Source organism: Kitasatospora sp. CM 4170 (genome assembly GCF_032110285.1).
In the GTDB taxonomy this organism is placed as follows: domain Bacteria; phylum Actinomycetota; class Actinomycetes; order Streptomycetales; family Streptomycetaceae; genus Kitasatospora; species Kitasatospora aburaviensis.
In genome coordinates, this window is sequence record NZ_CP134877.1 from 8522344 (window position 1) to 8540517 (window position 18174).

The window sequence follows — 18174 nt, forward strand, 5'->3', positions numbered from 1 at the left end:
GGCGGTGGATCGGCCGGGGACGGGCCGCCGGCGGCGACCGCCGGCCCGTCCCCGGCCGTTCGGGGCGGGACAGGACCTCCCGGGATCGGCCGAGACCCGTCAGTCGGGGCCGGACCAGTCGAAGGTGATGGTCTTGCTGGAGCGCCCCGCCCGGTTCCAGGTGAAGCCGAAGGCGTCGGCCCGGTCCGTCGTGGCCCGGCCCCAGGTGGCGAGCTGGCCGGGGCCCGTCTCACAGCCGGGCAGTCCGGTGGACTGCACCCGCGCCCCGTCCGGGGTGGTCGGGCCGGTCAGCGCCTCGGCGCGGGCCTCGACCCGGCCGGGGACGGCGGCCCGCCAGGTGGCGAGGTCGTCGGCGAACTCGACCTCGATCGGGGCGATGTCCATGCCCCGCATCTCCGGCCCGAGCATGGTGACCAGCTGCGCGGGCCAGCTGCCGGCCTGCCCGCCGAAGATCATCTGGAGGGCGCCCAGCTGCCCCTCGTCCGCACGCTCGTCGAGGAACACGGCGGCGTACGCGTCCGAGTGCTCGGCCCACACGTTGCCGACGAAGGAGCCCAGCATCAGCACGTTGAGGCCGTCCAGCCGGACCTCGCCGTAGTGGCCCTCGCGGATGTGCCAGACCAGGACTCCTTCGCAGTCACCGTAGGTCGGTGGCTGAGCGAACGAGCACGGGCACGGAATGTTGCACTTGCACACATCGAACCAGTCGCCTGCGACACGCCACGCAGGGACGGTCGTCGCCGCCTCGGTCATCGCGCGCACTCCTCACCGACCCGCTCCGGCGAACCGGGGAGCGGGGCCTCCGCGGCCCCGGCCCGACGAGCCGCGCTCGTCCGGCCGTGCCCGGCACCCGGTGGGGCGGGTCATCGCCTCTCCCTTCCATCCTGCGCTCCCGGCGCAGGAGCACCAAGGGCTCCCGGTCACCGGCCCCGGCGGCGAACGGTCGCGCACGGGCAGCGGGCGGGGTGTTGCCGGGACCGGTTCCGTGCTCTGCTGGAAGGGGGTCGGCAGGAGGGCACCATGCACACCGTTCAAGGCCCCATCGCCAACGACCGCCCGCTGCGGCAGGGCGTCCTGCTACCGGCCCGGGACCTCGCCGTCGCCTGGTCGCTGATCGTCCTGATCGCCGCGCTGGCCTGGGTGCTCACCGTGGGCCAGGCCCTGGACATGGGGATCGGGCCCGGCACCATGGGGATGGCGCTGCCCGCGTTCCTGCTGCTCTGGGTCGCCATGATGGCGGCGATGATGCTGCCGTCGGTCGCCCCCGTCGCGGTGACCTGGGCGAAGGGCATCGCCAGGCAGTCCAGCGGCTCCACGCGCGCGCTGCGCACCACCGAGTTCCTCGCCGGCTACCTGCTCGTGTGGGCGGCCTTCGGCCTGCTCGCGTACGGTGGCCTGGCCCTCACCGGACGTGCGGTGGAGCGCGATCCGCAGGTCGGGACGTGGATCGCCGTGGCCGCCTTCGCGCTGGCCGGGCTGTACCAACTGGGCCCGCTGAAGAACATCTGCCTACGGCACTGCCGCAGTCCGATGGCGCAGCTGATGCGCTACGCGGCCTACCGGCCGCCGGCCCGCGACCTCCGGGTGGGCCTGCACCACGGCGGGTACTGCCTGGGCTGCTGCTGGGCGCTGATGGTGGTCCTGATTCCGCTGGGCGCCATGAACATCGCGGCGATGGCCGGGCTCGCGGTGCTGATCTTCCTGGAGAAGCTCTGGTACCGGGGCCCGCAGCTCGCCCGCGTCATGGGCGTGGTGTTCCTGGCCCTCGCGGTGCTCGCGCCCTTCCAGGACTGGCTGCTGCCGGGGCTGCAGCCGTCGGACGACATGATGGCGCCGACGTGAGGCGTGCACCCCGCGCTGCCGACCCGGAGGTACGAACGGTTCGGCCGGACGCGGCCTTGTGGGTGATCTTTGCGCCCCGACCCTCCGGTTGAGGTGGCAACCCTCGTCCTGCCCGGTGCAGACTTCGCTCCGAATCCTGTCTGGTTCGTGCAAGATCTGAACTGGGGGGCGAGTCATACCCAGGTTCGTGAAGTACCTCTCCGTGCAGGCGTGTGGATGCCTGGCGATTCTCGTCGCACTCCTGTCCGTCGGTTTCGCGCGCCCGGCCGCGGCGGCCGACGAGGACCGGTGCGAGGTCCAGCAGCTGGCAACGGCCCAGGTCACCACCTCGATCGCGCTGGACCACCGGGATCTCACCTACGTACGGGCCCGCTCGGCGATGACGATCGAGGTCCCCCAGGCGTGGAAGTACGCCGCCGATCTGAAGTTGAGCGTGGCATCGGACGAATACCGCCGGGCCATGCGGTGCCTCATTCGACAGGAGGGGGAGTTCGAGACGACGCGCTACGACGAGTGGATTCCGCGCCATCCGAAGGTCACGGCATCCGGAAGTACGACCACCGTCTACTACGAGGCGTATTCATGGCTCGACAGAGGCGATTACTACTATGTCGGGCCTTGGAGAATCGAGACACTCGGGGCGCACTGGGGAGTGACCCTTGAGCGGCCCAGCGCCCTCCGGTCGGCGTGGTGGAAACGCGTCGAGGTGGACCCCAATGGGATCGATGTGACGCGGCTGCGTGTCGCCCCGTCCGAGAGTGATTCCGAAACCCTCGCGTGGCTCACTCCGGCCGGATCACAGGCTCCCGCGGTCGAGTTGTATCTGTTGCCGCCATGGCAGCAGAAGGTGGCGGCGAGTGCCGCCGATCCACCGTGGCGGCAGCTCAGCAGTGTCGGAGGTCTGGCATGGTGGCTGGGCGTTTCACTGCTCGCAATGATCGCGGCAAGACGAGCAGTTCTTGAGTCCACCTCGCCGACGGGTAGTTCGGCCGGCCGCACGCTGCTGCACTGGGGTGGTATCAGCGCGGCTGTTGCCGTCCTGCTCTTCCTGGTGTCGGGGCTCAGCCTGCGCGACTTGGCAGATGGCAGGGGCGATTCCCTCCTGTGTCTCGGAACGGGGTGGGTGCTGGTGCTCCTGGCCAGGCCGGGGGTTCGAACAGGGCTGGCGATCTCATTGGCCGGCGCCGGGGCTCTTCTGGTGGTCGGCGTACCAGAGCTGTTCGGTCTGCCGGCGGAGCTCTTCTCCGGATCGGCCGTGATCGACGGACCCGCGCTCCTGGCCATCACCCTCGTCGGGACGGTCGCACTCTGGATGTGGCTCGTGGGCATTGCGGCCTGGGTGTCGCGGACATTGAGAGGCCGCTCCAACCCGTCGGGTGGCGTCCCGCCGGCTCGTTGGATGCTGAGGCTGCTTGCCGTGTCCGTACTTGTCGTCGGTTGCTACGTGTGGGCGACGGAGCACGATTGGCAGCGCGCGTCCTGGCTCCATGAGAAGCTCAGTCCGTCCTATGGTCCGGATCACCTCCAGGCATTGGGGAGGGGCCTCGACTGGCTGCCCCGACTGGTCCCGGCATGGGCCTACTTCAATTGGGCGTGGGTGCTTACCGGGCTCGCTATTGCAGTCGTCCTGAAGTTCCGCCCGAGCGACTCCCCCTCCTGGCTGGAGCCGGGGCGGCGGGAGAGGATTCCGATTGCGCTGTTCTTCTCCACGGTCGTTGCGCTCGGGCTGGGGTGGTATGCGGAAAGCGATGTTCTCGTATCCGTGTGGCTGGTGCTCAACATCGTCGTCATCCAACTTCTCCTGGCGGTCGGCCGGCGATACGCGGTGCTCAACCAAGAGGCGGGGGGCGATGACCGGCTCGGTTCGAGGCTTCGAAAGAGTGACCGAGACGGCGTCATGGGCCTCGCGCGGCGATATCGAGAACTTCATTCGCGGTTGCACCATGCGGATCGGGGTGGTTCGGGAGAGCCCGGAGAGAGTAGGAATGATCTTGAAGGTGAGCTCCAGGAGCTGCAGTGGTTGCATCCCGGCCAGGCCGGGAGCGTCTCCTTCCCTCCGCAGGTGACGCCCGTCGACGTTGCCCTGAGCTTCGGCCCGCACGACTCCTGGTGGGAGAACGGTAGGCGTGCCGCATCCCTGGCCGGCATCGTCGGAATCCCTGCCAGCGGCGTCATGCTGTGGGAGGACTTCATCAAGGGGGACGCGTGGGTGACGACCCTCTACACCTATCTCGGCCTGCCGAGCGTCGTCACGTCGTTTCTTGCATGGGAAGTGACGTGGGCCGGAGCAGGGTTCACCCTGGGCGTTCTCTGGCGGCTCCTGCCCGGACGTCGTGGACCGGCCCGGGCGCTCTCCCTGGGAATCGCGTTCGCGCTGCCCGTCGCGATCGACATCCTGGTCCGACACCTGCTCGACCAGCCGCTCGGGAACACCGCCGTGGCGGCATCGCTGATGCTCTTCGTGCTGACGCTGACCAGCCTGCAGATGGACATCGACACGTTCCACGGCGAGCGGCAGTACTGGCCGACGCGTGTGGGTCTGCTGTTCTCGGTCTACCAGATGCGCGCGTTCTCGGTCCAGGTCGCCTACCTGGTGGCGCAGGTCGTCGCCATGCTGACGATCTGGCAGTTCTTCAGCAGTGGTGCAGGCCACCCTCCCAAGAGCTCGGACAACCCCTGAACCCGTTCCGCCGTGGAGCGGCCAGGCGACCCTTTGCCCCTTCTTGGGTTGACGATCGGTCACGATCCTACTTAACTCATTAACTATGGAAGTGGATAAAGTAGAGCGGGCGTCCTGCCCTATCGAGTTCCGCCTGGACCCGGCCTCCGGTGTCCCGACCTACCTTCAGCTGGTGCATCAGGTCGAGCAGGCGCTCCGGCTCGCGTGGTTGAAGGAAGGGGACCAGCTGCCCCGGGTGCGGGAGGTGGTCGCGGGGCTGGCGATCAACCCCAACACCGTGCTCAAGGCGTACCGCGAGCTGGAACACCGGGGGATCGCCGTCGGCCGGCGCGGCCAGGGCACGTTCGTCCGCGGTCTGCCCGCGGGCGTCGTGCCGCTGCGCGAACGGGCCGCGCTGCGAGGCGGGTTGATCGACTGGATGCGCAGCGCGCGGGCGGTCGGGCTGGACGAGGAGGGGATGGTCGCGGTGTTCGAGGACGCACTGCGCGACCTGCGGAGCGGGGACGACGGGGTGGTGGCGTGAGGGCACCGGACACGGTGATCGACTGCGGCGGGTTGGGCAAGCGCTACCGCCGCTCATGGGCGCTGCGGGACTGCCATCTGGCCGTCCCGGCCGGGCGCGTGGTGGCGCTGGTGGGCCCGAACGGCGCCGGCAAGTCGACCCTGCTCAACCTGGCCGCCGGGCTGACCGCCCCGTCCGAGGGAATGCTGAGTGTGCTCGGCGGTGAACTCCCCGGATCTCCGCGGGCGCTGGACCGGATCGGTTTCGTCGCGCAGAACGCGGCGCTGTACCCCGGCCTCACCGCCGCCGAGTTGCTCCGGATCGGCCGCGGCCTGAACCGGCGCTGGGACGAGGCCCGGGCCCGTACCCATCTGGACGGCCTCGGCATACCGCTGGACAGTCGCTACGGCCGCCTCTCCGGCGGTCAGCAGGCGCAGGTCTCACTCGCCCTCGCCCTGGCCAAGCGCCCAGAACTCCTTCTGCTGGACGAGCCGTTGGCCGCACTCGACCCGCTGGCCCGGCACGACTTCATGGCCGTGCTGCTGACCGCCGTCGCCGAGGACGGCCTGTCGGTGCTGTTCTCCTCGCACGCCGTCGGCGAGCTGGAGCAGACCTGCGACTACCTGGTGGTGCTGGTCGGCGGCCGGGTCCAGGTCAGCGGCGAGGTGGACGACCTGCTGGCCGGCCACCGGATGCTCACCGGCCCCACTTCCGAGGCCGATGCGGTCGCCGCCGGACTCCCGGTGGTCCGCGACCGCCGGGCCGGCGTCCAGTCGCACCTGTTGGTGCGCACCGGAGGCGCGGACGCCCCGGTCGGCGGCAGCTGGCGCCAGCAGCGCATCGGCTTGGAGGAGCTGGTGCTCTCCTACCTGCGCGAACCCGCCGCATCCGCACTCCCCGGCCCGAGCGGGGCCGTACGTCGAGCCGAGAGGGTGCTGCAGTCGTGAGCGCCGTTGCCGCCGCTTCCTCCGCCGCGCGCCGGGCGGGCGTCCTTCAGGCGTCCTGGCTGCGCCACCGCTCCGCCCTGCTGACCCTGTTGGGGGTGCTCGCCGGCGCGGCCGTGTTGCTGGCGGCCACAGGCCTGTACATCCACGCGGGCTTCGAGGACTCGGGCGCCGCGCGCTGCGATCCGGGTGCCGAGGCCTGCGCCCGGGTCTGGAAGGCCTTCCTGCACGAGTACGGCACGCCGATCCGGGTGGGGGAGGCGCTGCTGCCGTTCCTCGGCGGCGCGCTCGGCGCCTTCACCGGTGGCCCGCTGGTGGCGAGGGAGTTCGAGCACGGTACCTTCCGCTTCGCCTGGACCCAGGGAGCGGGCCGGGCCCGCTGGACGGCGGCCGGTCTGGCCCTGGCCGGTGCGGTGCTGGGCGTCGGGTCGGCGTTGCTCGGGCTGCTGCTGGCCTGGTGGAGCGAGCCGGCCGCGCGGCAGTGGGGCCGGTTCAGCCCGGCCGTGTTCGCGCAGAGTGCGCCCTCGCTGGTCGGCCGGGCGCTGTTTGCGTTCGGCGTCGCGGCACTGGCGGGCGCCGTGCTGCGCCGGACGGTGGTGTCGGTCGGGGTCGGCCTGGTCGTCTCGGTGGCGGGCTCCTTTGCCGGGGAGGCGCTGCGGTTCCATTACCTGCCTCCCCTGGAGGGGGTCGTGCACTCCTTGCTGGAGCCGGCAGCGGACCAGCGTTGGGTCGGCAGTATGTGGTTCGCCGATCCGGCCGGCCGACGGCTCCCGGATGGGGACTTCTATCGGCTCGGGCAGGATTTCGGGGGGTTGGAACGGCTGGTCCGGGACGGCGGCTACTCGGTGCACCAGGTGTACCAGCCGGGCGAGCGCTACTGGCCGTTCCAGATTGCCGAGTCGGGCTGGATGGCAGCGGTGGGAATCGCCGCCTGCGCCGCGGCGGTCTGGTGGGTACGCCGCCGGGCGTCCTGACCCCCGCCGTAGGTTACCGGCGATCTCCGGCTGCGGGCGCGCGCCGTGTGAGCGTCAGGGTGGCTGACCGGGAGGCCGCGCGCCGGGCCGGGGCCGACGGCGTCCTGCTCTCCGGCGACGCCCGGCTCCGCCTCGATGAAGATCACCTGATAGCGAAGCGACTCTACGCCGGCTGGCAGGCACCCCGTCAGGGCTGGCGGAGGGTAAGGCGACAGGTGGCAGCGGTCGGCGTCGTGGAGGGTGGTTTGCGAAGGTTCGAGTTTGAAACCGAGCGGTAGGACGTGGTGCAGCGGCGCCGGGTGAACTCCTGACCGGTCGGCCCCGGACGATCCGTCCGGGGCCGACCGGTCAGCGGTGTGCGGTACCGCCCGCCCCCTTGGCGGGCGGTACCCGGTCGATCAGTGCCACCAGGCGCCGGACTGGCCGTTGTAGGACCACTGTTGGGCGTTGGCGCCGTTGCCGGTCGAGGAGTTGGTGATCTCCAGGACCTTGCCGCTGTGGTTCCTGATGACGATGTGGCCGTCGGCCGCGCGCTCGACCCGCCACCTCGCGCCGTCCTGCTGGTTGCAGGTCCACTGTTGGGCGTTGGCGCCGTTGCCGGTCGAGGAGTTGGTGATCTCCAGGCACTTGCCGCTGGCGTTCTTGAAGTTGTACCAGCCGTCGCCCAGGGCATGGGGGTACCACTTCGAGCCGGCCTGCCGGTTGCAGGTCCACTGCTGGGCGGGGGCGCCGTTCTTGGTGGAGGAGTTCTCGATTTCGAGGCACTTGCCGCTGCTGTTGTAGATGTAGAGCAGGCGGCCGGCGGCGAGCGTGTCGTGGGTCGCCAGGGCTCCCAGGTCGGTCTCCTCGGCACTCACGGCGGTGCCGGCGTCGTCCTGCGGCTCGGCGTGGGCCTGGACGCCCAGGGCGGTGGCCGCCAGCACGAGGGCGGCGAGGCCGGCCCCAGCGGCCGACAGCGACTTCTTCCAGAGCCCGTGGTGGGTGGTGCTGGACATGGCGTGATCCCTTCGGAGGTGTGGTCAACTGGCCGCGTCCGCCAAGGGATTCCTCGCCGAGGCCCCGTTCTGTGGACGCGTTGTCAGCTTGCCGGGCCCGAGCCTGGATGTCGTTGGCACAGGGTTCACAGTCGCTTGGCTCTCCGTCCACTCGGCCGTGTCCACTCAACGGCGGGGCGAGTCCGGAGCCGCGAGCGGTACGGCATCGTGGCGGAAGTCGCGGGGCGCCAGCCCGTAGGCGCCTCGGAAGGCGCGGCTGAAGTCCGCGGCGCGGGGAAAGCCGCAGCGGGCCGCGATCACGTGCACCGGGACGGCGGCCAGGGCTGGGTCGGCGAGGTCGCGCCGGGCCCGCTCCAGCCGCTGGCGGCGGATCCAGGCGGCGACGGTCTCCTCCTCGCCCTCGAAGAGGCGGTGCAGATAGCTCACGGAGATGTGGTGCGCGGCGGCCACGGCGCCGGGACTCAGGCCCGGATCGTGCAGCCGGGTGCGGATGAACGCCCGGATCCGATGCGTCAGCGCTCGGCGCCGGCTCTCCGGCGGCAGTGCCTCCTCGGCGTCGAGGTGGTGGGCGAGCAGTGCCGACACCAGGTCCAGTGCGACGGTGCCCAGCCTGGGCGCGTCTGCAGGCCGGTAGGCGCTGGTGTCGGCGGCGAGTCCGGTGAGGAACTGCGTGAGCAGGGCGCCCACCCCCTCACGGCCCGGGAGCCGCTGGTCCGTCAGCCGTCCGACGCGGCCCGGCGGCAGGGGCAGCACGTGCCGGGGAATGATCACGCCCGCACCGGTGATCCGCTGCTCGGGATCGTCGGTGCTCAACCGGAGGAGGGCCGGCCGCGCGCTGTCGTGCAGCACCACGTCGTGTGGGCTGCAGTCGCCGCGGCCGTCCGACCTGACCACGCGGGCTGGGCCACCGAAGGGTAACGAGAGGTGGTAGAGCTCGGGGTCGGTCGGGCGGAGCAGCTTCGGCGGGCGGCGGAGTGTGATCGGTGGGTGCTCCATGGTCCAGAAGCGGACTTCGCCGAGCGTCACGATGCGCAGCTCCGCCCGGAAGTCGGCGGCGTGCTCGGTGCGGACATCGAACGGTGCGCTCATCTCGGCGAGTTGCTGGTGCCAGCAGTCGAAGCGGTCCGTCGGCGCCACGTCCTCGGTCCGGAACACCGACTCGGTCAGCATGGTTACCCCCTGGATTCGCGTCCTGCCCTGGCATGGGCATTCTCGCACCGCTGACATGGGGCGCCCTGAACGGGCCGAATCGCCGACCGGGCCCGGGGCCCGAGCGCTCGGCGAGTCAGCGGGGGGCGGGGCCGTTCGGGGGTGCCCCCTCCGGGCGGGGGCGTGGGCGGGCGGCGAGGACGGCGATGTCGTCCTCGGCGCTCGGTGCGGACGGGCCGGCCGGGGCGAGGGCGTGCAGGACGGCATCGAGCAGGTCGTCCAGCTCGCCCTCCGCGGGGAGCCGGAGGGCGGCGAGGCGTTCGAGCGAGACGTCGATGTCCTCGTCGCGCCGCTCCACCAGCCCGTCGGTGTACATCAGGAGCGTTTCGCCGACGCGCAGTTCACGTGCCGTCTGCTCGTAGCCGCCGAGCCCGGTGCCGAGCGGCGGACCGGTGGGGATCTGCAGCAGCTCGGTGGGCCGGCCGGGGGCGATCAGGGCGGGCGGCAGGTGGCCGGCGCTGGAGAGCGTCCACCGGCCGCGGCCCGGGTCGGCGAGGGCGAGCAGGCAGGTCGCCGGACGGGCCGACTCGTTGGCTGCGATGACGGTGTCGAGCTGCCGCAGGATCCGGTGCGGCGGCAGGTCCATGCCCGCCACGTCGCGCAGGGTCGAGCGGTAGGTGCTCATGTCGACCGCCGCCTCGACGCCGTGCCCCATCACGTCGCCCATCACCAGCAGCGTGCGCCCGAACGGCAGCCGCACCGTCTCGTACCAGTCGCCGCCCACCACCGAGCTGGTGCCGGAGGGCAGGTAGCGGGAGGCCAGGTCGAGGTTCTGGTGCGGGCTGCCGGGCTCGCTGAGCAGTGCGCGCTGCAGCTCCAGCGCGATGCCCTGGGAGCGGGTGAAGCGGCGGGCGTTGTCGAGGCTGGTGGCGGCGCGGCCGGCCAGGTCGCCGATCAGGACGGCCTCGTCCGGGCTGAAGCCGGGGGAGGCGGCGGTGCGGGCCAGCGTCAGCAGCCCGATCAGCTGGCCGCGCGAGATCAGCGGCACGGCCAGCAGCGAGGTCACCCCCGTCGCCCGGTACGCCGCCAGGCTCGCCGGATCGGGGGCGGACTCGGCGAGGTCGTCGCCCCGGAGCCCGTCGGCCAGCACCGAGGTGCCGGAGGCCAGGCTGCGGGCGGCGGCCGAACCCTCCCGGTGGCGCACCGACTGGCCCGGCCCGGCCAGCGCGGTGACCGTGTCGCGCAGCCCCTCGGCGTACTGGACCGCGGTGCGGTGCAGCCGGGTGCGCGGCGGGCGCCCGGCGCGGACGGGTGCGTCGGACGGCAGGACGTCGACGGTGGCCAGGTCGGCCAGGCCGGGCACGGCGAAGGCGGCCAGCTCCGCGCAGGTGGTGTCGACGTCGAGGGAGGTGCCGATCCGCTCGGCGGCCGCGTCCAGCAGCGCCAGCCGGGCGCGGGCGCGGGTGAGCTCGCGCCGGAGGTCTTCGGCGGGTTCGGGGTCGTACAGGACCGCGATCACGATGCCGGTGGTCCGCCCGCCGGTCACCAGCGCCCGGTAGCGCAGCCGCAGCCCGCGCGGCACCGGCGCGCCGGGGGCCTCCGGGTCGCCGGTCAGCTGCTCAAGGTCGCGGCCGTCGCCCAGGACCCGGCGCAGCGTCCCGCCCGCGCCGGCGAAGGCGGTCTCGTCGACCGGACGGCCGAGGAGGTCGGCACGGCTCAGGCCGGTGGCGGTGGTGAAGGCCGCGTTGAGGTACTGCCAGCGGAGCCGCTCGTTCACCAGCGCCATGCCGACCGGAGCCGTCGCGAGCACGTCACGGAGGAGATCGGGACTGTCGCCGGCCGGGGAGCCGCCGCCCCCGACGAGCGCCGCCGCTGCCGCGCGCGCCCGGCTCACCGGACCCGCGGGGGTGGCGCGCTCTCCTCCGTTGCCGTGCCGGAACCGCATAGGTCCATGATCACGCGCCGCGGCGCGGCACGCCCAGGGACCGGTGAAGGTTTGACCGACCGGTTGCGGTGTTGTAGCCGGACCGTCGCGGGCGCGGGGCGTCGCACGCGCGGGCGCGATGTGTCGCAGGCGCGGGCACGGGTGCGAAACGGGTGCGAATGCGCGGGCTCGGCCGCGGGCGGGTTCAGCCCGGGGTGGTCGGACCGTCCTGGGGCCGACGCTGCTTGAGCTTGGCCCAGACGGTCTCCAGGGCGGCGATGTCGGCCTCGTCCAGCCGGTCGTGGAACACCTCGGCGAGGGCGGCGCGGCGGGTGGCGTCGGCCTCGGCGAAGGCCCGGCGGCCGTCCGCGGTGAGGGCGATCCGCACCGAGCGGGCGTCGGTGGGGGAGGGGGCGCGCTCGACCAGGCCGCGGGCCCGGAGCGCGTCGACCACCCGGGAGACCTGGCTGCGGCTGAGCAGCGTCTTGGCGCCGAGGTCGGAGGCGGCCACCGGTTCGTCCTGGCCGTTCAGCCAGAGCATCACCTCGAACCAGGACAGCGGCAGGTCGTGCGCCCTGGTGAGGGCCTGGTCGACCAGGGCGCTGAGCGTGGTGCCCGCCCAGACCAGGCCGTAGAACGCGTGGTCGCGGGTGCTCAGCTCGCCCAGGGTGAGATCGGTGCGCGCCATGCCGAGCACTCTACCTGTTTGCGTGTGCGTGCACGCATTGCCTATGGTGTGTGTGCACGCACATGGTGTGTGTGCACACACGTAACCCTCGCACCAACCGGGAGCCCCTATGGCCACCACCCGTGTCGTCCTGATCACCGGCACCTCCTCCGGCATCGGCCTCGCGGCCGCCGTGGCCGCCGCCCGCGCCGGCCACCACGTCGTCGCCACCATGCGCGACCTCGGCCGCGCCGACGCGCTGCGCGCGGCCGCCGCCGAGGCAGGCGTCGCCGAGCGGGTGGAGGTCGCCCGGCTGGACGTCACCGACACCGCCTCCGTCGCCGAGTGCCTGGACGCGGTCCTGGCCCGCCACGGCCGGCTCGACGCCGTGGTCAACAACGCCGGCGCCGGCTACGTCGGCACCGTCGAGCAGGACGGTCTCGACCCGGTCCGCGCCACGATGGAGGTCAACTTCTTCGGCGTGGTCGACGTGACCCGGGCGGCGCTGCCGCACCTGCGCGCCAGCGGCGGCCGGGTGGTCACCGTCACCAGCGTCGGCGGTGTCGTCGGCCAGCCCTTCAACGAGGCCTACTGCGCCGCCAAGTTCGCCGTCGAGGGCTTCATGGAGTCGCTCGCCCCGGTCGCCGCGAGCGTCGGCGTCCACGTCAGTGTCGTCGAACCGGGCGCGGTGTCCAGCGAGTTCATCGGAAACCAGGGCATCGACCTCCCCGCGCTGCTCGCCGCGGCGGGCCCGTACGCCCCCGCCCTCAACGCCTACGTCGAGCGCACCCGTGCCGCCTTCGGCCAGGCGCAGACCCCGCAGGAGGCCGCCGAGCCGATCGTCGAGGCCCTCACCGCCGAGCGGCCGCCGTTCCGCGTCCAGACCTCCGACCGCGCCCGCGCCTTCGTCGGCACCAAGCTGACCGACCTCGACGGCTCGGCCGTCCAGCAGCTCACCGGCTCCTGGCTCGGCTGACGACCGACGGCTGACGGCGTGCGTGCGGCGGCGGGTGGGCCGGTGGCCGACTCCGTGGCACTCCGTCCGCCTGCCGGATTGACCAGGGGTCATACTGGTCCGTGCCCAGGCCGGGCGCCGACGGGGGCGCCCCGCGCAGCGCCCGAGACCGGAGGACGTCCGATGAGCCGCCACCTGCCGACCGCAGTTCCGCCGGGCGCGTCACCGGCGCAGCCGTGGAACCGGCAGCGGCTGCGCAGCAACAACGAGTGGTTGCTGCTCGAACTGCTGCGCACCGGCGGCCCGTCCTCGCGCGCCCAGCTCGCCCGGGACACCGGGCTCTCCAAGCCCACCGTCTCCGCCGCGCTGGCCGCGCTGGAGCAGGCCGGGCTGGTCCGGGAGGCGGGCCGGTTCGTCCCCGAGCGGGGGCGCACGGCCGTGCTCTACGAGCCGGACCCGGCCGCCGGACACGTGCTCGGCGTCGACATCGGCCGGGCCCGGCTGCGGGTGGCGGTCGCCGACCTCACCGGGCGGATCGTCGCCCGCCGGGACGTCCCCAACAAGGGCCGCTCGGCCAACGCCGTCGCCGACGCCGTGGTCGCCGCCGCCCGGGAGACCACCGCCGAGGCGGGCCTGGCCGCCCGCGAGATCGTCCACGCCGTGATCGGCACACCCGGCGTCTGGGACGAGGAGCGGCGCGGCGTCCGCTACGCCACCAGCCTGCCGGGCTGGGGCAGACGCGGGCTGTTCGACCGGATCGCGGCGGGTCTGGAGACCGCGATCACCGTCGGCAACGACGCCAACCTCGCCGCGCACGGTGAGTTCACCCTGGGCGCGGGCCGGGGCAGCCGGATGTTCGCCTACCTGCTGGTCGGCACCGGCCTCGGCGTCGGTGTGGTCAAGGACGGCGAGCTGCTCTCCGGCGCCCACGGCGCGGCGGGCGAGGTCGGCCTCGTTCCGCTGCCCGTCCGGCCGGACGGCGAACCGGGCGGCACGCTCGAACAGACGGCCGCAGCCGACGCGGTGGTCCGCACCGCGCTGGAGCTCGGCATGCGCGGCCCGCTGACGGCCAAGCAGGTCTTCGAAGCGGCCCGCGCCGGCGACCCGCTCGCCGCCGAGGCCGTGCAGCGGGCCGCCGAACAGCTCGCCTACGCGGTCGCGGTCCTGTCGGCCGTCCTGGACCCCGACCTGGTCGTCCTCGGCGGCGGCATCGGCAACAGCGCGGACCTCCTGCTGGAGCCGCTGGAGCGGGCCCTGCACCGCCTCACCCCGCTGCGGCCCAGGCTGGCCCCGAGCGAGCTGGGCGAGGAGGTCGTCCTGCTCGGCGCCGTCGCGACCGCGCTGGACATCGCCCGCCCCGAGGTCTTCGAGCGGCGCAGCGCCCTGGCCGGCTGAGCGCGGCCGTCCCTCCCCGGGTGGGGGGAGGGACGGCCGCGGTGTGCGGTGCCGGGTGGTGTCCCCGCCGCCGTTACGGGCAGCTGATCAGGGTGTCGCCGGCGGTGGAGGTGCAGCTGTCGAAGCCGGTGCCGCCGTTCAGGGTGTCGGTGCCCGGGCCGCCGTCGAGCGAGTCGTTGCCGAAGCTGCCGTTCAGCCGGTCGTTGCCGAGCCCGCCGATCAGGGTGTCGTTGCCGTAGCCGCCGTCCACCATGTCGTCCCCGGAGCCGGCGTAGACGGTGTCGTTGCCGTTGCCCGCGCTGATCGTGTCGTTGCCGCCGAGGCCGCAGATGACATCGGTTCCGCCGGTGCCGACGAGGGTGTCCGCGTTGGCGGTGCCGATGATGGTGCAACCGTGGGCGTTGTTCACGGTGGTCGTCGCCGTGGCGGTGTTGTTCGCGGGGGCGGGGTCGGACTGGGCGCCGCCGACGGTGGCGGTGTCCGAGACGGTGCCGGTGGCCCGCGGCTCGATGGTCACCGTCACGGTGGCGCTGGCGCCGGGGAGGAGGGTGCCGAGCGCGCAGTTGGTGGTGGTGGCGGTGGTGGTGCAGCTGCCCTGGCTGGTCGTGGCCGAGATCAGCGCGGCCGGGCCGGTCAGGCCGTCCGCCAGGGTGACGCCGGTGGCCGTCTGGGTGCCGCTCCTGTTGGTGACCTTCACCGTGTAGGCGGGGGTGTCGCCGATGCTGGTGGTGGCCGGGCCGGAGTTGGTGACCGAGAGGTCCACCCCGGCCGGGGCGTTGACGGTGGTGCTGGCGCTCGCGGTGTTGTTGCCCGGGGCGGGGTCGGACTGGGCGCCGCTGACGGTCGCGGAGTCGGAGACCGTGCCGGCCGCGGTGGTGCCGACGGTCACCGTGACGGTGGCGCCGGCGCCGGGGAGGAGGGTGCCGAGGGCGCAGTTGGCGGTGGTGGCGGTGGTGGTGCAGCTGCCCTGGCTGGTCGTGGCCGACACCACGGTGGCCGGTCCGGAGACGGTGTCCGCCAGCGTGACGCCGCTCGCCGTGGTGGCGCTGTTGTTGGTGACCGTCACGGTGTAGGCGGCCTGGGCGCCCGCGGTGACGCTGCCGGGCCCGGACTTGGTGACCGAGAGGTCCACGCCGGCCGGGGTGCCGGCACCGCCCTCGTAGCGGGCCAGCGCGAAGTCCGAGCCCGGCCCGCCGAGGCCGGCCGCGACGGCCCTGCCGTCCGGCTGCAGGGCCACGCCGAGCGCGTGGTCGAAGCCGCCGCTGAAGTCCGTGGTGACCTTGCCGTCGCCGCTGAAGCCGGTGTCCGGGCTGCCGTCGGCGTTGTAGCGGGCCAGGGCGAAGTCGCTGGTGTTGAGGGCGACCGAGTCGCCGACGGCGACGATCCTGCCGTCCGGCTGCACCGCCACCCCGTAGGCGATCTCGCTGTTGCCGAAGTCGGTGGTGACCTTGCCGTCGACGTCGAAGCCGCCGTCCAGGTTGCCGTTGGCGTTGTACCGGGCGAGCGCGAAGTCGCTGCCGGTGTAGCCGGCCGCCACGATCCGCCCGTCCGGCTGGATGGCCACCGCGTGCCCGAAGTCGGTGCCGCCGAAGGTGGTGGCCACCTTGCCGTCGCTGCTGAAGCCGGTGTCCGGGCTGCCGTCCGTGTTGTAGCGCGCCAGCGCGAAGTCGTAGTTGCTGCCGATCCCGGTGTAGCCGACGGCGACGATCTTGCCGTCGGACTGCACCGCCACCCCGCGCGCGGCGTCGGCGCCGCCGGCGAAGTCGGTGGTGGCCCTGCCGTCGCCGTCGAAGGTCGTGTCCAGGCCGCCGCCGGAGGTGAGCCGGGCCAGTGCGAAGTCACCGGCCGTCAGACCGGCGGCGACGATCTTCCCGTCGCCCTGCACCGCCACCCCGAAGGCGTCGTCGGCGCCGCCGGTGCCGAAGTCGACGACCACCTTGCCGCCGGTGCCGAAGCCCGCGTCCAGGCTGCCGTCGGTGTTGTAGCGGGCCAGCGAGAACCAGCCGACGCCGCCGTCGGGAACCTCGCTGTGGCCGGCCACGACGATCTTGCCGTCGGACTGCAGCGCCACCGCCCGGGCGCCGTCGTCGCCGCCGTTGAAGTCGGTGGTCACCTTGCCGCCGGTGCCGAAGGTCGGGTCCGGGCTGCCGTCGGTGTTGTAGCGGGCCAGCGCGAAGTCGCCGGTGATGTCGGCGTGGCCGACCGCGACGATCTTGCCGTCGGGCTGCACGGCCACCGCATCGGCCTCCGACGAAGCGCCGCCGAAGTTGGTCGTCACCCTGCCGCCCGTACCGAAGGTGGTGTCCAGATCCCCCGGCGCGGCCAGCGCGACCCCGGGAGCGGACAGCGCGAGCAACAGGCCGGCTGCTGCTGCCGCCCCGATCCGGCCGAACCCCGGTCTCAGACCGGACAGGGACATGGGCATGCGGTCCACTTCTGCCTCTCATCTCATCGTCGTCGCGCCGCCCACCGCGTCCAGCGACCCACTCGGCGGCACCGTCTCCTCACGGGTGCCCCTCGCACCCGAAGCGTCGGCACACAGCTTCGGGCGGCCCCGGCGGCGCACCGGCGGTGCCCGGGCACACCGCTGCGCCCACTGGCCGCCGGATTCCACCCCATGGAGTGAGCGCCCGCGTGGGCTCCCCGGCGGCGGACTGCAGCCGGGCTGGGGCGTCGTCCGGGTGGGGCGGCGATCGCCGGTGGGGTTCCCGACCGCCGGCGCGCTCGGGCCAGGGTGCTCAGTCCACCTCCACGTCGTCGAACAGGGCGAGCATCGCGGTGAGGACGCGGAGGCAGGCGTCGATGTCCGCGCCGGTGAGATCGCCGTCAACCCGGCGCAGCAGCGTGTGTTCGCGGGCGTGCACCACCTCGATGGCGGTCCGGCCCGCGGTGGTGAGCCGGATCAGGGAGGAGCGCCGGTGGGCGGGGTTGGGGAGGCTCTCCACCAGGCCTCGCTGCGCCGCGTCGTTCACCATGCGCTGCACGAACTGGCGGCTGAGCGCCTGAGCCCGGCCCATCTGGGGCACCGTCATGGGTTCACGGGTACGTAGCAGATCGAGCACGGCACGCACCCCGACGGGCAGACCCTCGACCGGCGCGGCGTCCTCCACCTTGCGGTGGACCCGCCGGTAGAGCGGCCCGACCAGGTCGAAGACCTCGGTCAGGCGTTCGGCGAGGTCGTCCTGGGACGGCTCGGGAGGTTCCGGGGCGTGATCGCTTCTCATGCCCTCAGGATGACACCTCGGTTGCCAATCTTGCCCAAGAATGACAACTTGGTTGTCATGACTGACTACTTGTCACCCGCCCGGACCCGATTCCTTCCGACCTCCGACGGCGACCTGGCCTATCGCGAGGAGGGGTCCGGTCCGCCCCTCGTGTTCCTGCACGGCGGCTTCCTCGATCACCGCATGTGGGAGCAGCAGATCCCGGCCTTCGCGGCGAACCACCGGGTGATCGCCCCCGACGCCCGGGGGCACGGCGCCTCCGCCAACGCGACCCGCCCGTTCCGGGCCGCCGACGACCTCGCCGAGCTGATCCGCGGCCTCGACGCGGGCCCCGCGGTGCTCGTCGGCCTGTCGATGGGCGGCGCCATCGCCGTCGACACGGCACTGGAACACCCCGAGCTGGTCCGGGCGATCGTCGTCAGCGGCGTCGGTACCAGCGAGCCGGTGTTCGAGGACCCGTGGCTGCTCGACGCGTTCGCCGCCCAGCAGGACGCATTGGAGGCCGGAGACGTGGAGGGCTGGGTGGCTGCGTTCATGCGGTTCACCGTCGGCCCGCACCGGGAACTCGCGGACGTCGCCCCCGAAGTGGTGTCCCGGGTGAACGAGATGGCCGTGGGGACGCTTCTCAAGCACGCGCCCGACGAGAGCGACCACCGGATCCCCGTTGCCGACACCTGGAACCGTGCCGCGGGCATCGCCGTCCCGGCGTTCGCGATCAACGGCGCCCTGGACACTCCCGACCACCTCGGCGCGTCCTTGCGCCTGATCGCGGCCGTCCCGGACGGGAGGGCCGTCGCTGTCCCGGGCGCCGCCCACTACCCGAACATGGAGGAGCCGGCCGCCTTCAACGCCGAACTGGCTTCCTTCCTGGACCGGTTGCCGCGAGAGGCTGTGCGGTGGGGCTCCATGGAGTGACCTGGCGT

The 18174-nt window shown here is 72.8% G+C and carries 15 protein-coding genes; 8 read left to right on the forward strand and 7 right to left on the reverse strand.

Going from position 1 to position 18174, the window contains the following annotated elements:
* Positions 1 to 99: 99 nt before the first annotated feature.
* Positions 100 to 753, reverse strand: a complete 654-nt coding sequence (locus RMN57_RS35595) for a DUF1326 domain-containing protein (protein ID WP_313767428.1) — start codon at positions 751 to 753, stop codon at positions 100 to 102.
* Between the two features lie 267 nt (positions 754 to 1020).
* Between RMN57_RS35595 and RMN57_RS35600 the strand changes: the two genes are divergently transcribed.
* The 5 genes from RMN57_RS35600 to RMN57_RS35620 all read left to right on the forward strand — a co-directional run bounded on the left by RMN57_RS35600 (position 1021) and on the right by RMN57_RS35620 (position 6942).
* The gene (locus RMN57_RS35600; RefSeq protein WP_313767429.1) at positions 1021 to 1842 is read left to right on the forward strand and encodes a DUF2182 domain-containing protein; all 822 of its coding nucleotides are present in this window, start codon (positions 1021 to 1023) and stop codon (positions 1840 to 1842) included.
* 187 nt (positions 1843 to 2029) lie between these two features.
* Positions 2030 to 4522 (forward strand): DUF6185 family protein, encoded by a 2493-nt coding sequence (locus RMN57_RS35605; protein ID WP_313767430.1) that lies wholly within the window; start codon positions 2030 to 2032, stop codon positions 4520 to 4522.
* Positions 4523 to 4607: 85 nt separating this feature from the next.
* Complete coding sequence (locus RMN57_RS35610; protein WP_313767431.1) at positions 4608 to 5045, forward strand: GntR family transcriptional regulator; 438 nt, start codon at positions 4608 to 4610, stop codon at positions 5043 to 5045.
* Complete coding sequence (locus tag RMN57_RS35615; protein ID WP_313767432.1) at positions 5042 to 5971, forward strand: ABC transporter ATP-binding protein; 930 nt, start codon at positions 5042 to 5044, stop codon at positions 5969 to 5971. The genes RMN57_RS35610 and RMN57_RS35615 overlap by 4 nt, the downstream gene beginning before the upstream one ends.
* Positions 5968 to 6942, forward strand: a complete 975-nt coding sequence (locus tag RMN57_RS35620; RefSeq protein WP_313767433.1) for a hypothetical protein — start codon at positions 5968 to 5970, stop codon at positions 6940 to 6942. Before RMN57_RS35615 ends, RMN57_RS35620 begins: the two co-directional genes overlap by 4 nt.
* A gap of 398 nt (positions 6943 to 7340) precedes the next feature.
* On the opposite strand, the gene RMN57_RS35625 is transcribed toward RMN57_RS35620, so the two are convergent.
* The 4 genes from RMN57_RS35625 to RMN57_RS35640 form a co-directional block, all read right to left on the reverse strand.
* On the reverse strand, positions 7341 to 7937 hold the full coding sequence (locus RMN57_RS35625) for an RICIN domain-containing protein (protein WP_313767434.1): 597 nt from the start codon (positions 7935 to 7937) through the stop codon (positions 7341 to 7343).
* A gap of 165 nt (positions 7938 to 8102) precedes the next feature.
* Positions 8103 to 9107, reverse strand: a complete 1005-nt coding sequence (locus RMN57_RS35630; RefSeq protein WP_313767435.1) for a helix-turn-helix domain-containing protein — start codon at positions 9105 to 9107, stop codon at positions 8103 to 8105.
* Positions 9108 to 9222: 115 nt separating this feature from the next.
* A complete protein-coding gene (locus RMN57_RS35635) occupies positions 9223 to 11031 on the reverse strand; it encodes a SpoIIE family protein phosphatase (RefSeq protein WP_313767436.1) in 1809 nt (602 codons plus the stop codon).
* 184 nt (positions 11032 to 11215) lie between these two features.
* Positions 11216 to 11698 (reverse strand): MarR family winged helix-turn-helix transcriptional regulator, encoded by a 483-nt coding sequence (locus RMN57_RS35640; protein ID WP_313767437.1) that lies wholly within the window; start codon positions 11696 to 11698, stop codon positions 11216 to 11218.
* A gap of 109 nt (positions 11699 to 11807) precedes the next feature.
* Between RMN57_RS35640 and RMN57_RS35645 the strand changes: the two genes are divergently transcribed.
* Both RMN57_RS35645 and RMN57_RS35650 read left to right on the forward strand, forming a co-directional pair.
* The gene (locus RMN57_RS35645; protein ID WP_313767438.1) at positions 11808 to 12653 is read left to right on the forward strand and encodes an SDR family NAD(P)-dependent oxidoreductase; all 846 of its coding nucleotides are present in this window, start codon (positions 11808 to 11810) and stop codon (positions 12651 to 12653) included.
* Positions 12654 to 12815: 162 nt separating this feature from the next.
* Positions 12816 to 14027, forward strand: a complete 1212-nt coding sequence (locus RMN57_RS35650; RefSeq protein WP_313767439.1) for an ROK family transcriptional regulator — start codon at positions 12816 to 12818, stop codon at positions 14025 to 14027.
* 73 nt (positions 14028 to 14100) lie between these two features.
* Here the strand turns inward: RMN57_RS35650 and RMN57_RS35655 are convergent, their stop codons facing one another.
* Positions 14101 to 16452: a calcium-binding protein gene (locus RMN57_RS35655; protein WP_313767440.1), complete on the reverse strand. Its 2352-nt coding sequence runs from the start codon at positions 16450 to 16452 to the stop codon at positions 14101 to 14103.
* Positions 16453 to 16765: 313 nt separating this feature from the next.
* Positions 16766 to 17251: a MarR family transcriptional regulator gene (locus RMN57_RS35660; protein WP_313767441.1), complete on the reverse strand. Its 486-nt coding sequence runs from the start codon at positions 17249 to 17251 to the stop codon at positions 16766 to 16768.
* Between the two features lie 57 nt (positions 17252 to 17308).
* Here RMN57_RS35660 and RMN57_RS35665 point away from each other — a divergent pair, with 57 nt between their 5' ends.
* On the forward strand, positions 17309 to 18166 hold the full coding sequence (locus RMN57_RS35665) for an alpha/beta hydrolase (RefSeq protein WP_313767442.1): 858 nt from the start codon (positions 17309 to 17311) through the stop codon (positions 18164 to 18166).
* The last annotated feature ends 8 nt before the right edge of the window (positions 18167 to 18174 follow it).